A 22,849-nucleotide genomic window follows, 5' to 3' on the forward strand; every position below is an offset into this window, starting at 1 on the left:
GTCAGGAGTGCCTACAAATAATGGAACTGAGTTTATTTCTCTCGATGTTGGGTTTTTTGTGGGTGGCTGCCATTACACCGGGGCCGAACAATATGCTGTTAACCACCTCGGGCGCCAATTTCGGCTTTATGCGTTCGCTGTGGCTGATGGTCGGCATCATGCTGGGCATGCAGAGTATTTTGCTGCTGGTGGCATTCGGTGTCGGTGGGGTGATTCTGATTTATCCTTCGCTGCACTTTATCCTGAAAGTCCTCGGTAGCGCCTATCTGCTCTGGCTGGCGTGGAAAATTGCTACAGCGGCTTACGAACGGCTGGAAACCTCCGTTGCTCCGCCTAAGCCGATCCGGCTTTATCAGGGATGGTTGCTGCAATTCCTGAACCCGAAAGCATGGCTCATGGCGCTGGGCGCGGTTGCCAGTTTTAGTCTGGCGGGGGAAAGTTATAACCAGTCTGTAATCGCCATAAGCATCGGGATTGTGCTGGTTAATCTGGTGTCCGGCGTCATCTGGCTCGGATTCGGCACGATGATTGGACGACTGCTGCGTAGTAAAAAAGCGTGGATTATCTTTAATGTGTCAATGGGGCTGCTGACCGCCGCCTGCGTGTTGTTGATTTGGCATTAAGGCTTCGTTGCTAAGTCGCGAGCGGTTTTTCGCTCGCGACTTAGCAACCACACTGTCAGCAGAATACTATCGGTGGAAATTACTTGTAACCATTTGTTTTTAAAGGGTTGTTAACCACATTAAGTTCAGCATCAAAATCCAGCGTATCGTTCTCTAGCAACCGTGCATGCTGCTGCTGAAAGGCGGAACCGAGTGCTTTCAGGGCAGTAACATTCTTCAGCAGAAAATCGTCTGATTTACCGTGTTTCTCCAATTGGGTGGAGAGCCTGACAAACTCACCTGCCATTTTTTCTACGGCAGGAAGATAACGATTAAGGAACGCCGTGCCCAACTCAACATCCTTGGGATCTTACTGGGATACTTACACTTACACATAGGCATCAAGGGAAAAGGTCTGCGCTCCGTCGGGAGGAGGGGGAGCACGGAAGCAGAACTTCAGTAATGTCGTTAGCGCATTCATACGGTCAAGAAAACGGAATTTACGGGAAGAATATCTGGAAATGGCTGGCATTATGAAAAGGTCATTGCAAATAAAGTGTTATATTCTCACAAGTGAGGATTAAATTTTATCTTCCCTAAAATAAGTGTGCTTACAGTTTTATTGCACATAGATATAAAATATTAATTTTTCTATATACTCAATCTAATAGGGATGCGCATTCGATTAATTAGCACCTTATCTAGTAGTGTGAGCTATTTGTTAGTAGCGACTCTGTCAAAAAACGTATTTGTGATTTTTTATATTAATTATATACTTTTATTGAGCATGTTTACTAGTTAGATGCTTTCATTCAAGTATTTGATTCTGCCTAATAAATATCGATAATTTATATTTAAACTAATAATTGGTTGGGTTAAATATATACAAATACTAAATTAGCAATAGAGGGTTTTTAAATGACAACGATTTATACGCCTTATGTTGATGTTACTGTTAATGCGAACTGGTCTAGCTCACAAGATTACCCTAATGGATTACCTAATCTCCTTTATTTCCAACAAGCCAAAAAGTGGGGGGCGAATGGTTTAATATTTGCATTTATTACATTATCTCCATCAAAAAATGCTTGTTGGGCAGGGAATGATGCTATGCCATTAAACTGGGCATTACCTTTAGCAAATCAGTTAAATGACGCTAATATGGATGTAGTTGTTTCGTTTGGAGGGGCAGTTAACGCAGATATATCAACTCATTTTAGTGGGCAGGAACTCATTAATATCTATCAGAAAGTCATCGATGATTATAGTGTCGCTGGGTTGGATTTTGATCTTGAGAATGGCCTCTATAATGTTAGTCATATTTGTACTGCACTCAAAACAATTCAACGCAACAATCCACAGGTCAGAATTTCTTTTACTCTACCTACCATGCCGACAGGAATGACGGCGACTGGGTTGGGTATCGTTCAGAGTGCAACAGAAGCGGGCTTGGATTTTATCGTGAATGGCATGGCTATGGATTATTACAACCCAGCGTACAAAGATGCGATGGGACAAGCAGCCATCGATGCTGCTACTAGTATCAAAGGCCAGATCAACAAGGGTTATAACCATGTTGCTATTACCCCCATGATTGGACTGAACGATGACCGAACCATGTTTACCCTGGAGGATGCAACTGAGCTTGCAACATTTGCTGAAGAACGATCTTTTAGCTTTTTAGCAAGCTGGAGTTTTAATCGTGATAATCCTTCATCATATAGCTATGTGGATTTAGTAAGTTCCAGTAATCCTGCACAAAAGATCGCCGGTGAATATTGTCAACGGTTTGTGGATGCGTTCGAAAAAACGATCTCATCCACAACGCTACGAGTTGCGGATGTAACTGAAAATAGTATAACACTAGGCTGGGATCCTGTATTGGATCAGGGTACCGTTAGTGAATATATTATTTATGAAAATGGTAAAAAAGTTGAAAGCGTTCCATCAACAACACTCATCTATACAGCGGAACAGCTAAAGCCGGATACGAAATATAGCTATTTTGTGACATTCAAACTTAGCGGAAATTCTGAGGAGTCAAACCCGAGTAATAGCGTCCAGGCCACCACCCTTCCAGCCAACCCGGGTGAATACCCTCAGTGGAAGTTAAATACCTACTATTCGGTAGGTGCTAAAGTGACGAATCTGGGGAGAAACTGGATATGTATCCAAGCACACACCTCTTACTCTAGCAGTTGGCAACCTGGTGGGGACGACTATAAGACGCTCTGGCAGCTAATTGGATAGTGCTTATGTACTAAATAATTCGAACAGCACTTGCGCTGCCCCGAAGAGTGAATTTCAGAGGGGATATTTATTAATCCCGATGAGCTTACTCAGGTAAGTGATTCGGGTGACAAATCTGCTGGGAGAAGATTTGAACGCTATTTGTGGCGGCCTCGTTATACGGCCCATCCTTGGGCTGTATAACGAGGCCGCCAATGCATCTGCGATGGGTATAGCTTAATTAGCTCAACTGCAAGCACTGCAATTTAGGAAAACGAATGTAGCATTGTGATGGACTCTTCCCCTAAGCTGCCAGTGTCATACTTTCACTGGCCGTTTCAATCAGGGAGAAACATTACATGAACAAGATCAACGCTGTTAGGGAAGGTGTGGTTTACTCGTTTTGCATCATCTGTTCTAGCTGTTCCTGCGCGTCCAGCCAGGACATTTCCGTTTCTTCCAGCTCGATTTTGACTTTGGTTTGTTGTTGCAGGCAGTCTGTGAGTTCGGCTTTGTGGCTGATGTCATAGATGGCGCTGTCCGCCAGTCGGTTTTCCAGCGCCGCCAGCGTTTCCCCCAACTTTTCCATCTGCTGCTCAAGTTTGGTTATCTGTTTGCGCAGCGGCTGCGTTTGCGTTCTCAACTCAGCTTCGCGGCGTTTCTGATCTTTTCTGCCCTGCGCACTGTTGGCAGTATTCTCTTTTGGCGTCTCATCGGCCATATTTTCCTGACGTTGCAGGCCGACCAGCCACTGCTGGTAGTCTTCCAAATCGCCGTCAAATGGTTCCACTTTCTGGTCGTGTACCAGATAGAGATCGTCCGTAGTAGAACGGATCAGGTGTCGATCGTGCGAGACGACAACCAGCGCGCCTTCAAAATCGATTAACGCTTCGGTCAGTGCCTGACGCATATCCAGATCGAGGTGGTTGGTGGGTTCGTCGAGCAGCAGGAGATTCGGACGCTGCCAGACGATCAGCGCCAGCACCAGACGGGCCTTTTCGCCGCCGGAGAAGCGTTCGGTGATTTCCGTGACTTTGTCGCCCTGAAAACCGAAGCCGCCAAGGTAGTCGCGCAGTTGCTGTTCCGTTTCCCGCTCTGCCAGACGTACCAGATGCTGCAAGGGCGATTCGTCCGCACGCAGAAACTCTAACTGATGCTGAGCGAAATAACCGAGCTTCACGCCTTTCGCCAGCCCAATTTCCCCTTTCAGTGGGGCAAGTGTGCCAGCAAGCAGCTTGATCAGCGTGGACTTACCCGCGCCGTTATGGCCGAGGAGCCCAATGCGGGAACCCGGCACTAAATTAAGTTTGATCGATTCCAGAATCAGCTTGTCGTTATAGCCTGCGCTGACCTTTTCCATCTTCATAAGTGGATTGGGCAACGATTCTGGGGCGCGAAAACTGAAGCGGAAAGGGTTATCAACATGTGCTGGCGCAATCATCTCCATGCGTTCCAGCATTTTTATCCGGCTTTGCGCCTGCTTGGCTTTGGTCGCCTGCGCGCGGAAGCGGTCAATGTAGTGTTGTAGGTGCGCGACACGTTCCTGCTGGTGCTCATAGAGCGATTGCTGCTGTGCGAGACGAGTGGCGCGCTGGCGTTCAAACGAGGAGTAGTTACCAGTGTACTCGTTGAGCGACTGCTGTTCGATGTGCAGAATTTTGGTCACGACTGGGTCTAGGAAATCGCGGTCGTGCGAGATCAGTACCAAGGTACCAGCGTAGTTTTTCAACCACTTTTCCAGCCAGATAACGGCATCCAGATCGAGGTGGTTGGTCGGTTCATCCAGCAACAGCAGATCTGAACGACAGATCAGCGCCTGTGCCAGATTCAGACGCATCCGCCAGCCGCCGGAAAAGGCGCTGACGGGCTGTTGTAGCTGTGACTGAGAAAATCCTAACCCATTGAGCAGGCTTGATGCTCTGGCCTGAATCGTCCAAGCTTGGATGGCATCCAGCTTGCCGTGCAGCGTGGCAATCGCGTTACCGTCGTTCTCTTCGTTGGCGGTCTGCAACGCGGCTTCCAGTTGTCGAAACTCGCGGTCGCCGTCAATCACGTAGTCCAGCGCAGGTTTATCCAACGCGGGGGTTTCCTGATTAACCCACGCCAGTGACCAATTTTGCGGGAATGTCGCGCTACCACCATCGGCGCTGATTTCACCTTTCAGTAATGAGAGCAGCGTAGATTTACCACAGCCGTTTTTGCCAACCAGACCGACTTTCTGGCCGGGATTAACCGTTGCTGTCGCGTTGTCGATCAGAACGCGTACACCACGTCGAATTTGCAGCGAAGAGAAAACAATCATAAAGCGCCGTATGTTCAGAGTATGTTAAATTGTGGACATATCAGGACACGCAGTGCCCTGTTTTTAGTCGTTGCGCTGCATGGTAACGGAAAACGATTATCATGACGACGCTTTGGAGGGGAATGATGTCGCAGCCACCGAAGATTTTGCTGCTGTATGCCCATCCGGAACCACAGGACTCGGTAGCAAACCGGGTCTTATTGCAACCGGCGCAGCAGTTGGCAAATGTAACTGTGCACGATCTTTACGCACACTATCCTGATTTTTTTATCGATATTCATCATGAACAACAACTGCTGCGTGAGCATCAGGTCATTGTTTTCCAACATCCGTTTTATACCTACAGCTGTCCGGCTTTGTTGAAAGAGTGGCTCGACAGGGTGTTATCCCGCGGTTTTGCCAATGGGATTGGCGGGAATGCGCTGGCGGGGAAATACTGGCGCTCGGTGATTACGACCGGTGAGCCGGAAGATGCCTACCACGCTGATGGGAGCAATCGCTACCCGATGGACGATTTGCTACGCCCGTTTGAGCTGACGGCAGCAATGTGCCGTATGCATTGGATGCATCCCATGATTATTTACTGGGCGCGTCGGTTACAGCCCGATGTGTTGTTGAGTCAAGCCAAAGCTTACGGTGAATGGCTATCCTCCCCTTTACCTGAAGAGGAACGCTAGTATGGAGAGTTCTTCGCTCCTGACCGCCGGAGTCTTGTTTTTGTTTGTGGCGGTAGTAGCCGTACCGATCGCTGCCCGATTAGGGATTGGTGCCGTACTGGGCTATTTGATCGCCGGGATCGCCATTGGCCCTTGGGGGCTTGGCTTTATCCGTGATGTGGAAGCCATCCTGCATTTCTCGGAGCTGGGTGTCGTTTTCCTGATGTTCATCATCGGTCTGGAGTTGAATCCCTCCAAGCTCTGGACGCTACGCCGTTCAATCTTCGGCGTTGGGGCGGCTCAGGTTGGTCTGAGTGCGCTGATTTTAGGCGGAGCTTTGTATCTGACGGACTTCTCGTGGCAGTCCGCGCTGATTGGTGGCGTGGGGCTGGCGATGTCGTCAACGGCCATGGCGCTGCAACTGATGCGCGAAAAGGGCATGAATCGCAATGAATCGGGGCAATTGGGCTTCTCTGTCCTGCTGTTTCAGGATTTGGCGGTTATCCCTGCGCTGGCGTTGATTCCCATTCTGGCTGGGGTACAGGGGGATTTCGGCGATTGGGAACGGATTGGACTGAAGGTTGCTGCGTTTCTCGGCATGCTCATCGGTGGCCGCTATCTGGTGCGCCCGCTGTTCCGTTTTATTGCGGCATCCGGCGTGCGCGAGGTGTTTACTGCCGCCGCGCTATTGCTGGTGCTCGGCTCTGCGCTATTTATGGAAGCATTAGGGCTTTCCATGGCGTTAGGCACCTTTATCGCTGGTATTCTGCTGGCGGAAAGTGAGTATCGGCATGAACTGGAAATTGCGATTGAGCCGTTCAAAGGCTTGCTGCTTGGCCTGTTCTTTATCTCTGTAGGAATGGCGCTGAATCTCGGGATCCTCTACACCCACATCGTGAAGATTATGGTTGCGGTATTGGTGCTGGTGGCGGTGAAAGCGGCTGTACTGTATTTCCTTGCGCGGATTAATCGTATGCGCCGCTCCGAGCGCTTGCAGTTTGCTGGGGTGCTGAGTCAGGGCGGCGAGTTTGCTTTCGTCCTGTTTTCCGCTGCGGCTTCATTCAACGTATTGAAAGGTGAGCAACTGCCGCTGTTGCTGGTGACGGTGACGCTATCAATGATGACGACGCCGCTGCTGATGCAGTTAATCGACCGCATTCTGGTACGTCGTTACAACGTGCAGGATGTACCGGATGAGAAACCGTATGTCGAGGATGACGAACCGCAAGTGATCGTGGTGGGCTTCGGGCGTTTCGGGCAGGTGATTGGCCGCTTATTAATGGCGAACAAAATGCGGATTACCGTTCTGGAGCGTGATATCAGTGCTGTGAGCCTGATGCGCAGCTATGGTTATAAGGTTTATTATGGTGATGCCACGGAGCTTGAACTGCTGCGCTCGGCGGGGGCGGATAAAGCGCGCTCCATTGTGATCACCTGTAATGCGCCAGAAGATACGATGGAGATTGTGCATCTCTGTCAGCAACATTTTCCAAATCTGGAGATTCTGGCGCGGGCACGCGGGCGTGTTGAAGCCCATGAGTTGTTACAGACAGGTGTAAAACATTTCTCGCGCGAAACCTTTTCCAGCGCGCTGGAGCTAGGGCGGAAAACGCTGATGACGGTGGGCATGCACCCCCATCAGGCGATGCGTGCACAACAGCATTTCCGCCGTTTGGATATGCGCATGCTGCGTGAATTGATGCCGCAACTGACGGGGGATGTCGCACAAATCTCCCGTGTGAAAGAGGCACGCCGTGAGCTAGAGGATATTTTCCAGCGGGAAATGCTGCGCGAGCGCCGTCGGCCTAGTGTGTGGGATGAAGACGACGTGTAAGAACCAATAATGTCTACTGGAATAGGTTCTGGGTTCTGGAACGGAGAAGGATTGGATCTATCATGCGTAAACGCTTTATTGCAGGGGCCGTGTGCCCGACGTGTCAGGCTCAGGATACGCTGGCGGTTGGACGAGAGGATGATGTCGAGGTTGTGGTGTGTGTGAAGTGCGGATATCGCCAGAGCCAGGCAGATGAGCCCACGACGGCACCCGCCCCACAGGCTAACGAGATTATCGGGATCTTCCGGCCAGAATGAGGGATGAGTGTCGTGGTGGCATTGTCGCCAACCGTTGACGTTTTTTGATTCCAGACGGTACATAGGGATATTTTTCAGCTACAATTTGCGCCAGTTTGATTTCCAACGGTAGGAGATATCATGAAAGTAGCAAAAGATCTGGTGGTCAGCCTGGCCTATCAGGTACGTACAGAAGACGGTGTGTTGGTTGATGAGTCTCCGGTGAGCGCGCCGTTGGACTATCTGCATGGTCACGGTTCCCTGATTTCTGGTTTGGAAAAAGCCTTAGAAGGCCGTGAAGCTGGCGCGAAGTTTGATGTGAACATTGGTTCCAGCGACGCTTACGGCAACTACGATGAAAATCTGGTTCAGCGTGTACCGAAAGATGTCTTTATGGGCGTTGACGAGCTGCAGGTTGGCATGCGTTTCCTGGCTGAGACCGATCAGGGTCCAGTACCAGTGGAAATCACCGAAGTTGAAGACGACCACGTTGTTGTCGACGGCAACCACATGCTGGCAGGCCAAAACCTGAGCTTCAACGTTGAAGTTGTTGCTATCCGCGAAGCGACGGAAGAAGAGCTGGCGCACGGTCACGTTCACGGCGAACACGATCACGATCATGAACACGGCGACGGCTGCTGTGGCGGTCATGGCCATGATCATGACCACGATCACGGTCACCAGCACGGTAAAGGCGGCTGCGGCGGCAACGGTGGATGCGGCTGCCACTAATGAGTCGTAGCGCATAAAAAAACCTCAGGTTGATGAAGATCACCTGAGGTTTTTTTATATCTGGGCTTGGTGAGCGCCAGTATAGCGGGGGCCGATCTCAGTAATGCGGCGGCGGCGTTTCTTCTGCCTGTGATGCGACGAGCGAGGTTTGCTGGCTGCGCAGTCGGTCGGTGAGTAGACGGACATGTTCACGCAGGCGGCTAATTTCCCGCTCGTGTTGAATAACCGTTTGGTTAAGTTCTTCTATGGTTAATTCCTGAAAGGCCTGTCGGCTTTCCAACTGTTCGAGCCGTTCTTCAAGTGCTGATGGTGACATCGGTATTCCCCTTACTTCTTGTTACCCGCGAGTTTGTCAGAAAGCGGAAACTTCTGGTAGTAAAAACGGTCGCAGTAGGGCGCAATACACTATCCTGAATGGGGCATATCGTTGCCAGAAGGCCTTAGGACGACACAAATGATGTCGGAAAAGCTTCCTGACGTTTTTTATCAAAGGATTGTCGAGTGCGTCGTTGTGTTGTCTTCGTCCGCACAGTTATAGTAGGCGCGAATTTATTTTAATGATGGCTGGAGCGCGTCGCTCCAGATGCTGGAGAAATGGATGAAATCACTGTTTAAAGTAACGCTGTTAGCAACAACGATGGCTCTGGCTCTGAACGCAGGCCAGGCTCTGGCGGCAGACAAGGCGCAGGCATCTGATACCACTGCGGCAGCCAAATTCAAGAATGATGAGCAGGCAGCGGCTTATGCGTTAGGTGCATCTTTAGGGCGTTACATGGATAACTCTCTGAAAGAGCAAGAAAAATTAGGTATCAAACTGGATAAGGATCAGCTGATTGCTGGCGTTCAGGATGCCTTTGCTGATAAGAGCAAGCTGACTGACGAAGAAATCGAAAAAACGCTGCAAGGCTTTGAAGGTAAAGTGAAAGCTGCGGCTGAAGCCAAGATGAAGCAAGATGCGAAAGATAACGCGGATAAAGGCACTAAGTATCTTGAGTCCTTCGCCAAAGAAAAAGGCGTGAAGAAAACTGAATCTGGCCTTCTGTATCAGGTTGAGAAAGAAGGTAGCGGCAACGCGCCGAAAGACAGCGATACTGTAGTCGTTAACTACAAAGGTACGCTGGTTGACGGTAGCGAGTTCGACAACTCCTACAAACGTGGTGAGCCACTTTCTTTCCGTCTGGACGGCGTAATCCCAGGTTGGACTGAAGGTCTGAAACACGTTAAGAAAGGCGGTAAAATCAAGCTGGCTATCCCACCGGCACTGGCCTATGGCGAAAACGGCGTGCCTGGCATTCCGGCTAACTCCACGCTGGTGTTTGACGTTGAACTGCTGGACATTAAATCTGAAGCTGACCTGAAAGCAGCGGATGATGCGAAAGCTGAAAAACCAGCAGCCGAAGAGAAAGCGGCTAAATAAGCATCGCGATAATGGCGATATAACCGCAGGTTTCGACCTGCGGTTTTTTTTGTTTTTCACTATCACTTCCCTGCGATTGAATCCTTTCTCCTGTTAACCGTGACGGCACCTATCTGTCATCCACCGCCTGCTACCCATCATCAGCACAGCGCGCGTAGTACCTTCGCCAACGTCTTGACCGCCGCTTCCAGTTCATGCGGTGCGTGGGCGGCAAATCCCATGAGGAAACCAGCTTTATGCTGGCCCGATGCATACAGCGCTGTCAGCCCGAGCAGATCGATACCGGCCCGACGCGCGGATTCCACCGCGTCGTGTTCAGATATGTCACGGATGAATATACAGGGCATCTGCATGCCTCCGGCCGGCACCCGTGGCTCCACGAAGTCAGCCAGATGTTGACGCACCAGCCGTGCCAGCGCATCGCGGCGTTCGGCATAAACGGTACGCATCGTGCGTACGTGGGCACCGAAGTGGCCTCCTTCGATAAAACGTGCCAACGTGAGCTGTGGAATGGGGGCGCTGTGTCCATCCATCAGCGTACGGGCCACGGTCATTGGGGCAACCAGCTGTGGCGGCAGTACCATGTAGCCGATGCGCAGGCCGGGAAACAGCGATTTGGTGAAGGTGCCGATATAGATCGTTCGATCGTGCGGGTCGAGCCCCTGCACGCAGGCAGTAGGTTTGCCTGCATAGTGGAACTCGCTGTCGTAGTCGTCTTCAATAATCCAGCTCTGTTGCTGCCAGGCCCATTCAATCACGGCCAGCCGTCGATCCAACGTCAGCGTCGCGCCGGTTGGGAACTGGTGTGAGGGTGTCAGGAATACAGCTTTAGCGGGCACACTGTGTGCGTTGCTTGCCTCAAGCAGGTGATCAATCTGCAAACCATCGGCATCTAATGGAATCGGTACACAGGCAAGTCCGGCGGCTTCGAATGCCTTGCGGGCACCGTGGTATACGGGATCTTCAAGGAAGATCGGGTCGCCAGCATCCAACAATACAGTCGCACACAGGGTGAGCGCTTGCTGGGAACTGGTCAGCACCAGTACGCGATCGGGCGTAGCACGGGCTCCCCGTTCGAGATTGACATAATCTGCGATGGCACGTCTCAGCGCTTCCATGCCCTGTGGCGGGCTATGTAGCAGCGCCCGCGTGCCATATTCTTTTAGCACCTGTCGTTCTAGCCGTTCCCATGTCTGGAGGGGAAAGCTGCGGGTTTCCGGCACGCCGGGCGCGAATGCACGCGGTATGATGAAATCGCGAACTCCACCATTCTGGAACATAGCGCTGCCGCGTTGACTGAGGTGCAGTTCTGCTTTGCTATCTCCCGTTTTTCGGGCTTTGCCACGTCCCGGCAGACGCTTTGCCCGCTCCGACACGAAACTGCCGCTGCCGACGCGACGTTCGATAAATCCTTCTGCATGAAGCTGGCTGTAAGCCGATTCGACCGTATCACGTGAAACCCCGAGTGATGTCGCCAGCGCGCGCGATGCGGGTAGGGGCTTGCCCACGTCAAGAACGCCATCGAGGATTAACTGGCGAATCGCTCGCTGGATACGAGCGTGTAAGGGTAAAGCACCGTGCGCGGGGTCGCCAATCCAGGCTTTGACCGATTCAAGCTGGGCGTGTTTGAACAATTGGTCTGCCTCTTATCAAGAAAATGGTGGGGAACATCCGGCTATTTTAAATCTATAAATACGTTTCACAATCCACTCATCCTCTTCATCAGGAGTTAAGCTGATGCCGATACCTTCCGATACACCCACTCGCCACGACAGTCACGGTCGCTATCCCGAAGCCGCCACGGTTGAGGATTTCCAACTTAATCTGGCGGCGGTACAGATGCGCATCGCGGCGGCCTGTCACCGCGTCGGCCGCGATCCTGCCACCGTACGACTGCTGCCTGTCAGCAAGACCAAGCCCGAAAGTCGCCTACGCATGGCCCATGCGGCAGGTTGTCGGATATTGGGCGAAAACAAGGTGCAGGAGGCGTTTCGTAAATGGGAAGCCATGCAGGATTTAACCGATTTACAGTGGTCGGTCATTGGTCATCTGCAAACCAACAAGGCTAAGCTGGTGGCGCGCTTCGCTACTGAATTTCAGGCATTGGATAGCCTGCGACTGGCTGAAGCACTGGATCGCCGCTTACATGTTGAAGGACGTTCGCTGGATGTATTCGTGCAGGTTAATACCTCTGGTGAGGCCAGTAAGTACGGCCTGTCTCCTGAAGACGTACCCGCTTTTATTCAGGCTCTTCCCGCATTCCCTACGCTACGTGTGCGTGGGCTAATGACGCTGGCGCTGTTTTCCAGTGACGCTGAACGCGTGCGCCAGTGTTTCATCCGACTACGTAACCTACGCGATAAATTGCAGCAAAACGCCCCTATTGGTATTGGGCTGGATGAATTATCCATGGGGATGTCCGGCGATTTTGAAATAGCCATTGAGGAAGGTGCCACCGTTGTACGCGTCGGTCAGGCGATCTTCGGGGCGCGTCCTCTGCCGGATAGCTACTACTGGCCTGATGAAACCAGCACAGAAGCAAATCTTTAAAAAAACCATGATTAACGCATAGGACGATGCCCATGTATGACACCTCTTTGACTCTCACGGATTTTGACCCCGAGTTGGCCGATGCCATCTTGAATGAAGAACACCGTCAGGAAACCCATATTGAACTTATCGCTTCAGAGAACTATGCCAGTCCGCTGGTGATGGCGATCCAGAATTCCGTGTTCACCAACAAATATGCAGAAGGTTACCCCGGCAAGCGCTACTACAGCGGCTGCGAGTATGTAGACGTAGCCGAACGTCTGGCTATCGAGCGAGCTAAAGTGTTGTTTGACTGCGATTATGCCAACGTCCAGCCTCATGCCGGTGCTCAGGCTAATGCTGCCGTGTTTCTGGCATTGACTAACCTGGGTGATACCGTGATGGGCATGAATCTCGCTCAAGGCGGGCATTTGACCCACGGTAACCCATCCAACTTTTCTGGTCGCCACTATAAGATCGTACCTTATGGGCTTGATCCTGAAACAGGGTTGATCGACTACGACGAAATGGAACGTATTGCCTTGGAAACCCGGCCAAAAATGCTTATTGGAGGGTTCTCTGCCTATTCACGCCACAAGGATTGGGCGCGGATGCGCGCGATTGCTGACAAGGTGGGCGCGATCTTCTGGGTGGATATGGCGCATGTCGCGGGTTTGGTTGCGGCGGGCGAATACCCGAATCCGCTTCCTCACGCACATGTCGTAACGAGTACAACCCATAAAACCCTACGCGGCCCGCGTGGTGGGATTATTTTAGCCAAAGGGCAGAGCGAGGATTTCTACAAAAAGCTCCATTCCGCCGTGTTCCCTGGTATTCAGGGCGGCCCGTTGATGCATGTTATCGCTGCTAAAGCCGTGGCATTCAAGGAGGCATTACGTCCTGAATTCACGGTGTACCAGCGTCAGGTTGTGGCCAACGCCCGGGCCATGGCTCATGTTCTCCAGCAGCGCGGTTACAAGATCGTCTCTGGTGGCACCGACAACCACTTGCTGCTGATCGACCTGTCCGACAAGCCGTATACCGGTAAGGATGCCGATGCTGCGCTGAGCGATGCTTACATCACTGCAAATAAGAATTCGGTGCCTAACGACCCACGTTCGCCTTTTGTTACCTCGGGCCTGCGTATTGGTACGCCAGCCGTGACGACGCGCGGTTTCGGTGTAGCGGAGTGTGAGCAATTGGCGAGGTGGCTCTGTGACGTGCTGGATGGGCTTGGCGCGGGTGATGAAGCGTTAACGGCAATACGCGATCGGGTACGCCAGCAAGTGGTGACGTTGTGCGGCCGCTATCCTGTATACCGGTAGGGCACTCGAGGCTGAGCACAGGGAGGTGTTCCGTCTCTATATTGTTGAGTAGACCCGCTATTATTGCTCTTCAGGCCTCATCCGGGGATTCGTCAGGGGCGGCGAGTACCACGCGAGCGAGGGCGCCGGAACGTTGTGGCCGGTTGCAGAGGAAAAATTTTCCATCGTGCAACTGAGCAATGCGCGTCACGATACTTAGCCCGAGGCCGATACCGCCATAGCGACTATCCATGCGAACGAACGCCTTACTCAATTCACCGACTTTGCTTTCATCAATACCCGACCCTTCATCCTCAACTTGTAGTTCAATATGTGGCAGCGTGCTCAGGCTTACGGTGATCTGACTTGCTTCCGGGCTATAGCGATAGGCGTTTTCTACCAGATTGCGTAGCAGTAGTTGGAGCAACGTCGCATCGCCGCGCAGAGTGATATCTTCTGGTGGCAATACCCATTTCAGCGTCTGCTGACGCTTTTGCAGCATCTCGGCCAGTTCATCCTGCATAGGAAAAATGACGTCTTGCAGGAACGCAACATTTTGGTGGTGGCCCGCCGAAAATTCCTGTCCGACACGGGCAAGCAGCAAAAGCTGTTCTACCGTCTTCACCATTTTATCGATACGTTTGATGAGCGAACTGCAATCAATCTGATGTTGTTGCTGGTGTAGCTCAAGGTGCAGACGAATTCCGGCTAGCGGGGTTCGTAACTCATGCGCGACATCCGCAGTAAATTGCCTGTCGCGTTTCAACGTTTCGTCCAAGCGCTGAAAAAGCTGGTTGATGGTATGCGTGACCGCCGCAACCTCTTTTATGTCACTCTGTTGCGGCAGCGGTTCCAGGTTTTCTGCCGTGCGATCCTGCAATTCTTCCTGTAGGCGGGAAAGCGGACGTGTGATCCAACTGACCGCCTGAAAGCACATGAGCAACGTCAGGATGACCATTACCAGACTTGGAATACTGAGCGAGGCGATCGCCTCATTGATCTCTTGATCGATCTGCATGTTCTGCGCGCTGGCGCTCAGAGATTTATCAACCAGCAGGCTAATCTGTTCTTCGCTTTCGTGCCAAAGCCAGAATACGCTAATCATCTGGCATACGAGCAGGATGCCGCCTAGAGCCAGCACCAAACGACGACGCATGCTGGTGACGGCGTCGGTATCGCCCTTCATGGTTGTTCACCTTTAGTCAGCAGATAGCCAAAGCCTCGCAGGGTTCGGATGCGGTCTTTCCCTATCTTGTGCCGCAGATTATGGATATGCACCTCAAGCGAGTTGGAAGACGGGTCATCGTTCCAGGCATAAATATCCTGATGCAGAACCTCACGGTGTACCTGAGAGCCGGCTTTCAGCACCAGGCGGGACAGGATCGCAAACTCTTTCGGCGTCAGCACCACTGGCTTGTCATCCAGCAACACCTGTTGATTGTTTAAATCCAGCGTAATGTTGTCGACCTGTATTTTGCTGTTGCTTGAACCCTGATTGCGGCGAATCAGCGCGCGTACGCGCGCTTGTAATTCCGTCAGGGCGAAAGGCTTGGCAAGGTAATCGTCTGCGCCGACATCCAGCCCGCTGACGCGATCGTTTACCTTATCCCGCGCGGTTAAGATGAGCACGGGATGCTGGTAATGATTCTTACGCCAGCGTGAGAGCAGAGTGAGCCCATCTTCATCTGGTAAGCCAAGATCGAGAATAACCAGACTGTAATGCGCGCTGCTGATGAGCGCGTCCGCTTCTTTGGCCGTGCCTGCGCAATCGCAGGCATAACCTTCATGACTCAACGCCAATAATAATCCTTCCTGCAACAGCTTATCGTCTTCAACAATCAATAATTTCATGTTGCCTTATCCCTGCACGGCTGAAGGATATCGAGCTGAGGCTGATATTCTTTCGTGGCGATAGTAAACATCCCCAGTATGGTATGGAAAAGATTATCTTGCGAGTAATCCAGCTGTTTCGCGTTCTGGCGCAGGCAGGTGTCCTGAATGGCGTGTTGTTGCTGATAACCCGTTGATAACCACATCAACATCGGGACGTGCGTTTGCTGTTTCGGCGCAATAGAGTAGGGCATGCTATGCAGGTAGATGCCGTTTTCCCCTAACGATTCGCCGTGGTCTGACAGGTAAACCAGCGACGTATTAAATTTATCCTGATGCTGTTTCAGTACATTGATCGCTTTATCCAGAACAAAATCGACATACAGAATCGTGTTGTCATACGTATTGGTCAGCGCTTCCTGCGTACAGGTTTGAATCTGATTGGTATCACACGTTGGGGTAAATTTCTTAAAGGCGTCAGGATAGCGCTGATAATAGCTCGGGCCGTGGCTGCCTATCGTATGTAATACGATAATGCCGTCGTTATCGAGTTTACTAATATAGTCTTCGACGCCGTGGAATAATGCTTCATCGTGGCATTCACCATTGGTGCATAGTCCCGGCAGTTTCAGCGATGTCACATCAACCGTTGGCACACGTGTACAGGCATCTTTACAGCCGCCATCATTTTCCTGCCAGAGCACGTTAACTTTTGCCCGCTGTAATATATCCAGCAACCCTTCCTGATGGCTGGCTAAGTCACCATTAAAACTTTGGCGCGGCATGTTGGAAAACATGCAGGGAACGGAAACGCCTGTTGATGTGCCGCACGATGAGGTGTTTTCAAAGTAGATAACGTTGTCTTTCGCCAGCAGCGGATTGGTCTCTTTCCCGTAGCCTCCCAGCGAAAAGTTTTGCGCTCGCGAGGTTTCACCTACGACCAGAATAACCAGGTTCTTTTTTGCCGTCGGGGACGGTGACGGCACTTTATGGGCATCCAGACCAATTTGCTCCAGAGGCAAATTAGCCAGCACACGATGTTTATGGTAGGACAAGCTGGCCGCCACGATATTGCTGGGCGTAATTGCTTTTACCAACTCTTTGTTATTACGCATGAACGAGGCGTAATCTTTATAAAAGAATGCTGCGATAGATAAAATGGCGAATAACGAAATAATGACGCTGAGAAAGCGCATGCCAATATAGACAGTTGTCGGCTTGGCTGGCTTTATTTTTATCCATATGGCGAGCGCTGCGGGAATGACGCCAATAAAGAATACCCAGGCGACAAGCTGCGGCGTAAGCAGTGAAAAGGACTCGCCAGCTGTTGTCTCCAGGATATTCTGGATCATGGTTCGGTCAATGATAATGCCGTAGTTCAGCATAAAGTATTGCGTGGCGGCACCGGTCAGCAGGAAAAGAACAATGACGGCCTTACGCAGATAAGGTGCTGCCAGCAGTGTAAAAATAATATTCAGCACCGCGAAAATCACAACGGGCATGCTGAGAAAGAAAGGGATACTGATCCAGTCTGTCATATCCAGCAGTTGCAGCGTCTGACGATAGTAGGCGATGTTTTGAACCAGAGTAATAAAGGCAGAAAATACCAGCACGAATGTAATGCTGTTCAGGTGTGGTCTGCCCATCGGTATTGGTTTTTTCATGCACGTCTCTCGTGATTTCCATTATGGAGAGGAAAGAAGACGCTGACTCTAGCGGGGTTAAATTAATACAACCTTAAGAGGTAGCCCGTTAAATTCAGGGACGCGAGTGTGGACATTTGCTAGACTATGCCCCTTGTCAATACAAAATAAATAGACCCGTCATACTTCAAGCTGCTTGTGCGTTGGCCGCCCTTGCTCACTCCAGTCACTTACCTAAGTAAGCTCCTGGCGATTTGCGCGGTTGCCGCGTTACAAGGCCATAAATGGGCCTTGCCCTAAAGGGTCAACGCAGAGCGTTGTTCAAAACGCTAACGTTTTGTCACGCAGCTCGAATTATTTAGGGGATAATGACGTTGAGGGTGGTGTCTGCCATGTCTAATTCGCTTGTATCTGGCGAATCTTATGAGCTTGATTTGCTGGATGAACGTCCTTTCAGTCAAACGGACTATGAGATCCTGAAATCGTATGAAGCGGTGGTTGATGGCTTGGCCATGTTGATTGGCGAGCATTGTGAGATTGTGTTGCACTCGCTTGAGGATCTTAAATGTTCTGCCGTGCGTATTGCCAATGGAGAACATACTGGTAGGAAGATTGGCTCGCCGATTACGGATCTTGCATTGCGCATGCTGCATGACATGGCAGGTGAAGATAGCAGCGTGTCGAAAGCCTATTTTACCCGCGCAAAAAGCGGCGTGTTGATGAAGTCAGTGACGATTGCCATTCGCAATCGCGATCAGCGCGTGATCGGGCTGCTGTGTATAAACATGAATTTGGATGTGCCTTTCTCCCAAATCGTGCAGACCTTTATTCCACCTGAAACGCATGATGCCGCTTCTTCCGTTAACTTTGCCTCATCCGTTGATGATCTCGTGGCACAAACGCTGGAGTTTTCGATTGAGGAAGTTAATGCGGATCGCAACGTCTCCAATAATGCGAAAAATCGCCAAATCGTACTGAGCCTGTATGAGAAAGGCATCTTTGATATTAAAGATGCCATCAACCAGGTCGCCGAACGCCTCAATATCTCCAAACACACGGTCTACCTTTATATCCGTCAATTCAAAAGCGGCGACTTCAGCGGGCACGAACGTTAATGCTGAGTTACTGTTTGCTGGTGACTGGCCCGGCTTATGGCACACAGCAGGCAAGCAGCGCGTTGCAGTTTGCACAGGCGCTGTTGGCTGAAGGGCACAGACTGAAAAGTGTGTTCTTCTATCGCGAGGGCGTGCTAAATGCCAACCAGCTAACATCACCCGCTAATGATGAGTTTGATCTTGTACGCGCCTGGCAGCTGTTGGGTGAAATGCATCAGGTGGCGCTGAATGTCTGTGTCGCCGCTGCATTACGCAGAGGTGTGACCGATGCGCAGCAAGCGACTCAGCTCAACCTTGCTGGCGCGAATCTGCAACCCGGCTTTGTTCTGAGCGGGCTGGGGGAGCTGGCGCAATCGGTGCTGACCTGCGATCGGGTTATTCAGTTTTAAGGTAGCGTTATGAAGCGAGTCGCATTTGTTTTTACGCATTCTCCACATGGGAGTGCTGCTGGGCGAGAGGGGCTGGATGCACTATTGGCGATGTCAGCACTGACGGAAGAGATTGGCGTATTTTTTGTTGGTGATGGCGTACTTCAACTGCTGCCGCATCAACAGCCGGAAAAGATTTTGATGCGTAATTACATCGCAACGTTTGGTGTGCTGCCGTTGTACGATATCGAAGCTTGTTATCTGTGTGAGACTTCTGTGCGCCAGCGTGGGTTGAGTATAGAAACAGACTGGGTTTTAGATGTAGAGCTATTAGCGCCGCAAGCATGGCGTAGTAAGTTGGCCGATTATCATTCCATCCTTTCATTCTAGCGACGGATTTCTCCTTTTTATATGCTGCATACGCTCTCACGTTCTCCTTATCACGTTGACCTAGATGCACTTCTGCTCAGTTTGGGTCAGGGTGATGCGTTGGTCTTATTGCAAGACGGTGTTATCGCTGCGCTAGCTGGTGGAGATATTATTCAGCGTCTCCTTGATTCGGCGGTTCTTCTCTACGCGCTCCAGCCTGATACGGCGGCAAGAGGAATGATTGAACAAATTTCAAACAATGTGACGCTCATTGACTATAATCAGTTTGTTCAACTGACAGTGGAACACCCGCAGCAATTCGCGTGGTAACGCCGAATTTTTGTATATTTCTTGACTCCTTCCACTGCCAGCCCTAAAATTCTGCGTCCTCATACTTTGCCTTGCGCAAACATGAGGCGATTTATTACGTGTTTACGAAGCAAAACCCAGGAGCTTTTTGAATGGCAACGATTAACCAGCTGGTACGCAAACCACGCTCCCTGAAGGCTGCTAAAAGCAACGTTCCGGCGCTGGAAGCATGCCCGCAGAAACGTGGCGTATGTACCCGTGTATATACTACCACCCCTAAAAAACCGAACTCCGCACTGCGTAAAGTATGTCGTGTTCGTTTAACTAACGGTTTTGAAGTTACCTCCTATATTGGTGGTGAAGGTCATAACCTGCAGGAGCACTCCGTGATCCTGATCCGTGGCGGTCGTGTTAAAGACCTGCCAGGTGTGCGTTACCACACCGTTCGTGGCGCGCTGGACTGCTCAGGTGTTAAAGACCGTAAGCAATCCCGTTCAAAATACGGCGTGAAGAAGCCAAAGGCTTAATGGTTCTCCGTTAAGTAAGGCCAAACGTTTTAACTTAAATGTCAAACTAAACTCGTAGAGTTTTGGACAATCCTGAATTAACAACGGAGTATTTCCATGCCACGTCGTCGCGTCATTGGTCAACGTAAAATTCTGCCGGATCCTAAGTTCGGATCAGAACTGCTGGCCAAATTTGTAAACATCCTGATGGTAGATGGTAAAAAATCTACTGCTGAAGCAATCGTCTATACCGCGCTGGAGACCCTGGCTCAGCGCTCTGGTAAAGATCATCTGGAAGCTTTTGAAGTAGCTCTGGACAACGTTCGCCCGACTGTCGAAGTTAAGTCGCGCCGCGTTGGTGGTTCTACTTATCAGGTACCAGTAGAAGTCCGTCCGGTTCGTCGTAATGCGTTGGCAATGCGTTGGATCGTAGAAGCTGCTCGTAAACGCGGTGATAAATCTATGGCTCTGCGCCTGGCGAACGAACTTTCTGATGCAGCAGAGAACAAAGGTACTGCTGTTAAGAAACGTGAAGACGTTCACCGTATGGCCGAAGCTAACAAGGCGTTCGCTCACTACCGTTGGTAATCCCTTCGTTGTAGTCATGCTAACCAAGCGGGCGCTAAAAATAGCCAACCCGCTTGGGTTAACTAAATTGAACGCCCTAGTAAACAGAGGATACAAATGGCTCGTACAACACCCATCGCACGCTACCGTAACATTGGTATCAGTGCGCACATCGACGCCGGTAAAACCACTACTACCGAACGTATTCTGTTCTACACTGGTGTAAACCATAAAATCGGTGAAGTTCATGACGGCGCAGCTACCATGGACTGGATGGAGCAGGAGCAGGAGCGTGGTATTACTATCACTTCCGCAGCGACTACTGCATTTTGGTCTGGTATGGCTAAGCAGTATGAACCGCATCGTGTAAACATCATCGACACCCCAGGACACGTTGACTTCACTATCGAAGTAGAACGTTCTATGCGTGTACTTGATGGTGCGGTAATGGTTTACTGCGCAGTTGGTGGTGTTCAGCCGCAGTCTGAAACCGTATGGCGTCAGGCAAACAAATATAAAGTTCCACGCATTGCGTTCGTTAACAAAATGGACCGCATGGGTGCGAATTTCCTGAAAGTTGTTGGTCAGATCAAAGCTCGTCTGGGCGCGAACCCTGTTCCGCTGCAGCTGGCAATTGGTGCTGAAGAAGGTTTCACTGGTGTCGTTGACCTGGTGAAAATGAAAGCCATCAACTGGAATGATGCCGATCAGGGCGTGACCTTCGAATACGAAGATATCCCAGCTGATATGCAAGAACTGGCTGAAGAATGGCACCAAAACCTGATCGAATCCGCAGCAGAAGCTTCTGAAGAGCTGATGGAGAAATACCTGGGTGGTGAAGAACTGACTGAAGAAGAGATCAAAAAAGCTCTGCGTCAGCGCGTTCTGAACAACGAAATCATCTTGGTAACCTGTGGTTCTGCATTTAAGAACAAAGGTGTTCAGGCGATGCTGGATGCGGTAGTTGACTACCTGCCATCCCCAGTTGACGTACCTGCGATCAATGGTCTTTTGGATGACGGTAAAGACACGCCGGCTGAGCGTCACGCAAGTGATGACGAGCCGTTTGCTGCACTGGCGTTCAAAATTGCTACCGACCCGTTTGTTGGTAACCTGACGTTCTTCCGCGTGTACTCTGGTGTGGTTAACTCCGGTGATACTGTACTGAACCCAGTTAAATCAGCACGTGAGCGTTTTGGTCGTATCGTTCAGATGCACGCTAACAAGCGTGAAGAGATCAAAGAAGTTCGTGCGGGCGATATCGCTGCTGCTATCGGTCTGAAAGATGTAACGACGGGTGACACTCTGTGTGATCCAGACAACGTCATCATTTTGGAACGTATGGAATTCCCAGAGCCGGTAATCTCCATCGCGGTAGAACCGAAAACCAAAGCTGACCAAGAAAAAATGGGTCTGGCATTGGGCCGTCTGGCTAAAGAAGACCCGTCTTTCCGCGTATGGACTGACGAAGAATCTAACCAGACCATCATTGCTGGTATGGGTGAGTTGCACCTCGACATCATCGTTGACCGTATGAAGCGTGAATTCAACGTTGAAGCGAATGTGGGTAAACCACAGGTTGCCTATCGTGAAGCGATTCGTGCGAAAGTTACCGATATCGAAGGTAAACACGCCAAGCAGTCTGGTGGTCGTGGTCAGTATGGTCATGTTGTTATCGACATGTACCCGCTGGAGCCGGGCTCAAATCCGAAAGGTTACGAGTTCATCAACGATATCAAAGGTGGTGTAATTCCTGGTGAATACATCCCTGCCGTTGATAAAGGCATCCAAGAACAGCTGAAGTCTGGTCCCTTGGCGGGTTATCCAGTAGTAGATCTCGGTGTGCGTCTGCACTTCGGTTCTTACCACGACGTTGACTCCTCTGAACTGGCGTTTAAACTGGCCGCTTCTATTGCCTTCAAAGATGGCTTTAAGAAAGCAAAACCAGTTCTGCTTGAGCCGATCATGAAGGTTGAAGTTGAAACTCCAGAAGAGAACACTGGTGACGTTATCGGTGACCTTAGCCGTCGTCGTGGTCAGCTGAAAGGTCAGGAATCTAACGCTACTGGTGTTCAGATTCACGCTGAAGTTCCGTTGTCTGAAATGTTTGGATACGCCACTCAACTGCGTTCTCTGACCAAAGGCCGTGCTTCTTACTCCATGGAGTTCCTGAAGTACGATGATGCGCCTAACAACGTTGCTCAGGCCGTAATTGAAGCCCGTGGTAAATAAGCCTCAGGGTTAAAAAAAATCCCGTGCTCTCTCCATAGGGGGAGAGCATTTGAGTAAGGAATATCGCCG

22 protein-coding genes and 2 pseudogenes are annotated in these 22,849 nt (G+C 50.8%); 16 read left to right on the forward strand and 8 right to left on the reverse strand.

Annotation, left to right across the window (positions count from 1 at the left end):
• Positions 1–20: 20 nt before the first annotated feature.
• The gene (locus K7X24_RS10055; RefSeq protein WP_224554655.1) at positions 21–623 is read left to right on the forward strand and encodes a LysE family translocator; all 603 of its coding nucleotides are present in this window, start codon (positions 21–23) and stop codon (positions 621–623) included.
• A 79-nt stretch (positions 624–702) separates the two neighbouring features.
• Here the strand turns inward: K7X24_RS10055 and K7X24_RS10060 are convergent.
• Positions 703–960 (reverse strand): annotated as a pseudogene (locus K7X24_RS10060) (5-bromo-4-chloroindolyl phosphate hydrolysis family protein); the annotation flags it as partial.
• A gap of 29 nt (positions 961–989) precedes the next feature.
• A pseudogene (locus tag K7X24_RS22175) lies at positions 990–1,134 on the reverse strand (IS5/IS1182 family transposase); the annotation flags it as partial.
• Between the two features lie 386 nt (positions 1,135–1,520).
• Here K7X24_RS22175 and K7X24_RS10065 point away from each other — a divergent pair.
• On the forward strand, positions 1,521–2,852 hold the full coding sequence (locus K7X24_RS10065; protein ID WP_224554657.1) for a fibronectin type III domain-containing protein: 1,332 nt from the start codon (positions 1,521–1,523) through the stop codon (positions 2,850–2,852).
• Between the two features lie 373 nt (positions 2,853–3,225).
• Here the strand turns inward: K7X24_RS10065 and K7X24_RS10070 are convergent, their stop codons facing one another.
• Positions 3,226–5,133 carry an ABC transporter ATP-binding protein gene (locus K7X24_RS10070; protein WP_224554659.1) on the reverse strand — a complete coding sequence of 636 codons (1,908 nt, stop codon included), beginning with the start codon at positions 5,131–5,133 and terminating at the stop codon, positions 3,226–3,228.
• 125 nt (positions 5,134–5,258) lie between these two features.
• On the opposite strand from K7X24_RS10070, the gene kefG reads away from it, so the two are divergent.
• From kefG to slyD, 4 genes are all read left to right on the forward strand, one after another.
• Entirely contained in the window at positions 5,259–5,810 is a 552-nt protein-coding gene (kefG, locus tag K7X24_RS10075; RefSeq protein ID WP_224554692.1) for a glutathione-regulated potassium-efflux system ancillary protein KefG, read from the forward strand.
• Position 5,811: 1 nt separating this feature from the next.
• Positions 5,812–7,623, forward strand: a complete 1,812-nt coding sequence (gene kefB / locus K7X24_RS10080; RefSeq protein ID WP_224554662.1) for a glutathione-regulated potassium-efflux system protein KefB — start codon at positions 5,812–5,814, stop codon at positions 7,621–7,623.
• A 62-nt stretch (positions 7,624–7,685) separates the two neighbouring features.
• Entirely contained in the window at positions 7,686–7,880 is a 195-nt protein-coding gene (locus tag K7X24_RS10085; RefSeq protein WP_039362780.1) for a YheV family putative zinc ribbon protein, read from the forward strand.
• 120 nt (positions 7,881–8,000) lie between these two features.
• Positions 8,001–8,591 (forward strand): peptidylprolyl isomerase, encoded by a 591-nt coding sequence (slyD, locus tag K7X24_RS10090; RefSeq protein ID WP_224554663.1) that lies wholly within the window; start codon positions 8,001–8,003, stop codon positions 8,589–8,591.
• Between the two features lie 97 nt (positions 8,592–8,688).
• Here the strand turns inward: slyD and K7X24_RS10095 are convergent, their stop codons facing one another.
• Positions 8,689–8,907 carry a protein SlyX gene (locus K7X24_RS10095; protein ID WP_010297012.1) on the reverse strand — a complete coding sequence of 73 codons (219 nt, stop codon included), beginning with the start codon at positions 8,905–8,907 and terminating at the stop codon, positions 8,689–8,691.
• 282 nt (positions 8,908–9,189) lie between these two features.
• On the opposite strand from K7X24_RS10095, the gene fkpA reads away from it, so the two are divergent.
• Complete coding sequence (gene fkpA / locus K7X24_RS10100; protein ID WP_103862623.1) at positions 9,190–10,008, forward strand: FKBP-type peptidyl-prolyl cis-trans isomerase; 819 nt, start codon at positions 9,190–9,192, stop codon at positions 10,006–10,008.
• 140 nt (positions 10,009–10,148) lie between these two features.
• Here the strand turns inward: fkpA and K7X24_RS10105 are convergent, their stop codons facing one another.
• Positions 10,149–11,642, reverse strand: a complete 1,494-nt coding sequence (locus K7X24_RS10105) for a PLP-dependent aminotransferase family protein (RefSeq protein ID WP_224554665.1) — start codon at positions 11,640–11,642, stop codon at positions 10,149–10,151.
• Positions 11,643–11,745: 103 nt separating this feature from the next.
• On the opposite strand from K7X24_RS10105, the gene K7X24_RS10110 reads away from it, so the two are divergent.
• Positions 11,746–12,558 carry a YggS family pyridoxal phosphate-dependent enzyme gene (locus tag K7X24_RS10110; RefSeq protein WP_224554668.1) on the forward strand — a complete coding sequence of 271 codons (813 nt, stop codon included), beginning with the start codon at positions 11,746–11,748 and terminating at the stop codon, positions 12,556–12,558.
• Positions 12,559–12,590: 32 nt separating this feature from the next.
• Entirely contained in the window at positions 12,591–13,862 is a 1,272-nt protein-coding gene (gene glyA, locus K7X24_RS10115) for a serine hydroxymethyltransferase (RefSeq protein ID WP_224554670.1), read from the forward strand.
• A gap of 70 nt (positions 13,863–13,932) precedes the next feature.
• On the opposite strand, the gene pmrB is transcribed toward glyA, so the two are convergent.
• Genes pmrB through eptA form a run of 3 tightly spaced genes read right to left on the reverse strand, consistent with a single transcriptional unit; the run spans position 13,933 to position 17,335 of the window.
• Positions 13,933–15,027 carry a two-component system sensor histidine kinase PmrB gene (pmrB, locus tag K7X24_RS10120; protein WP_224554672.1) on the reverse strand — a complete coding sequence of 365 codons (1,095 nt, stop codon included), beginning with the start codon at positions 15,025–15,027 and terminating at the stop codon, positions 13,933–13,935.
• Complete coding sequence (pmrA, locus tag K7X24_RS10125; RefSeq protein WP_010296993.1) at positions 15,024–15,692, reverse strand: two-component system response regulator PmrA; 669 nt, start codon at positions 15,690–15,692, stop codon at positions 15,024–15,026. Before pmrA ends, pmrB begins: the two co-directional genes overlap by 4 nt.
• Positions 15,689–17,335: a phosphoethanolamine transferase EptA gene (gene eptA, locus K7X24_RS10130; protein ID WP_224554674.1), complete on the reverse strand. Its 1,647-nt coding sequence runs from the start codon at positions 17,333–17,335 to the stop codon at positions 15,689–15,691. The genes pmrA and eptA overlap by 4 nt, the downstream gene beginning before the upstream one ends.
• Before the next feature lie 371 nt (positions 17,336–17,706).
• On the opposite strand from eptA, the gene K7X24_RS10135 reads away from it, so the two are divergent.
• The 7 genes from K7X24_RS10135 to fusA all read left to right on the forward strand — a co-directional run bounded on the left by K7X24_RS10135 (position 17,707) and on the right by fusA (position 22,780).
• Positions 17,707–18,429 carry a transcriptional regulator gene (locus tag K7X24_RS10135; protein WP_010296984.1) on the forward strand — a complete coding sequence of 241 codons (723 nt, stop codon included), beginning with the start codon at positions 17,707–17,709 and terminating at the stop codon, positions 18,427–18,429.
• Positions 18,429–18,818 (forward strand): sulfurtransferase complex subunit TusD, encoded by a 390-nt coding sequence (tusD, locus tag K7X24_RS10140; protein ID WP_224554676.1) that lies wholly within the window; start codon positions 18,429–18,431, stop codon positions 18,816–18,818. The genes K7X24_RS10135 and tusD overlap by 1 nt, the downstream gene beginning before the upstream one ends.
• A 9-nt stretch (positions 18,819–18,827) precedes the next feature.
• Entirely contained in the window at positions 18,828–19,187 is a 360-nt protein-coding gene (gene tusC, locus K7X24_RS10145) for a sulfurtransferase complex subunit TusC (RefSeq protein ID WP_107333515.1), read from the forward strand.
• 21 nt (positions 19,188–19,208) lie between these two features.
• A complete protein-coding gene (gene tusB / locus K7X24_RS10150) occupies positions 19,209–19,496 on the forward strand; it encodes a sulfurtransferase complex subunit TusB (RefSeq protein ID WP_224554678.1) in 288 nt (95 codons plus the stop codon).
• A gap of 131 nt (positions 19,497–19,627) precedes the next feature.
• Positions 19,628–20,002, forward strand: a complete 375-nt coding sequence (gene rpsL / locus K7X24_RS10155) for a 30S ribosomal protein S12 (RefSeq protein ID WP_005969567.1) — start codon at positions 19,628–19,630, stop codon at positions 20,000–20,002.
• Between the two features lie 96 nt (positions 20,003–20,098).
• Positions 20,099–20,569, forward strand: coding sequence for a 30S ribosomal protein S7 (gene rpsG, locus K7X24_RS10160; RefSeq protein ID WP_009111198.1), 471 nt, complete (start codon positions 20,099–20,101; stop codon positions 20,567–20,569).
• 96 nt (positions 20,570–20,665) lie between these two features.
• Positions 20,666–22,780, forward strand: a complete 2,115-nt coding sequence (fusA, locus tag K7X24_RS10165) for an elongation factor G (protein WP_224554680.1) — start codon at positions 20,666–20,668, stop codon at positions 22,778–22,780.
• Positions 22,781–22,849: the final 69 nt, after the last annotated feature.

Origin of the sequence: Pectobacterium versatile (assembly GCF_020166435.1) — a bacterium.
GTDB lineage: Bacteria > Pseudomonadota > Gammaproteobacteria > Enterobacterales > Enterobacteriaceae > Pectobacterium > Pectobacterium versatile.

Coding starts and splice junctions, on each gene's coding strand:
- K7X24_RS10065 (WP_224554657.1), top strand. CDS start 1,521: ATGACAACGATTTATACGCCTTATGTTGATGTTACTGTTAATGCGAAC.
- K7X24_RS10135 (WP_010296984.1), top strand. CDS start 17,707: ATGTCTAATTCGCTTGTATCTGGCGAATCTTATGAGCTTGATTTGCTG.
- K7X24_RS10085 (WP_039362780.1), top strand. CDS start 7,686: ATGCGTAAACGCTTTATTGCAGGGGCCGTGTGCCCGACGTGTCAGGCT.
- eptA (WP_224554674.1), bottom strand. CDS start 17,335: ATGAAAAAACCAATACCGATGGGCAGACCACACCTGAACAGCATTACA.
- K7X24_RS10095 (WP_010297012.1), bottom strand. CDS start 8,907: ATGTCACCATCAGCACTTGAAGAACGGCTCGAACAGTTGGAAAGCCGA.
- tusB (WP_224554678.1), top strand. CDS start 19,209: ATGCTGCATACGCTCTCACGTTCTCCTTATCACGTTGACCTAGATGCA.
- tusC (WP_107333515.1), top strand. CDS start 18,828: ATGAAGCGAGTCGCATTTGTTTTTACGCATTCTCCACATGGGAGTGCT.
- glyA (WP_224554670.1), top strand. CDS start 12,591: ATGTATGACACCTCTTTGACTCTCACGGATTTTGACCCCGAGTTGGCC.
- slyD (WP_224554663.1), top strand. CDS start 8,001: ATGAAAGTAGCAAAAGATCTGGTGGTCAGCCTGGCCTATCAGGTACGT.
- fkpA (WP_103862623.1), top strand. CDS start 9,190: ATGAAATCACTGTTTAAAGTAACGCTGTTAGCAACAACGATGGCTCTG.
- kefB (WP_224554662.1), top strand. CDS start 5,812: ATGGAGAGTTCTTCGCTCCTGACCGCCGGAGTCTTGTTTTTGTTTGTG.
- rpsL (WP_005969567.1), top strand. CDS start 19,628: ATGGCAACGATTAACCAGCTGGTACGCAAACCACGCTCCCTGAAGGCT.
- tusD (WP_224554676.1), top strand. CDS start 18,429: ATGCTGAGTTACTGTTTGCTGGTGACTGGCCCGGCTTATGGCACACAG.
- pmrA (WP_010296993.1), bottom strand. CDS start 15,692: ATGAAATTATTGATTGTTGAAGACGATAAGCTGTTGCAGGAAGGATTA.
- kefG (WP_224554692.1), top strand. CDS start 5,259: ATGTCGCAGCCACCGAAGATTTTGCTGCTGTATGCCCATCCGGAACCA.
- pmrB (WP_224554672.1), bottom strand. CDS start 15,027: ATGAAGGGCGATACCGACGCCGTCACCAGCATGCGTCGTCGTTTGGTG.
- rpsG (WP_009111198.1), top strand. CDS start 20,099: ATGCCACGTCGTCGCGTCATTGGTCAACGTAAAATTCTGCCGGATCCT.
- fusA (WP_224554680.1), top strand. CDS start 20,666: ATGGCTCGTACAACACCCATCGCACGCTACCGTAACATTGGTATCAGT.
- K7X24_RS10110 (WP_224554668.1), top strand. CDS start 11,746: ATGCCGATACCTTCCGATACACCCACTCGCCACGACAGTCACGGTCGC.
- K7X24_RS10070 (WP_224554659.1), bottom strand. CDS start 5,133: ATGATTGTTTTCTCTTCGCTGCAAATTCGACGTGGTGTACGCGTTCTG.
- K7X24_RS10055 (WP_224554655.1), top strand. CDS start 21: ATGGAACTGAGTTTATTTCTCTCGATGTTGGGTTTTTTGTGGGTGGCT.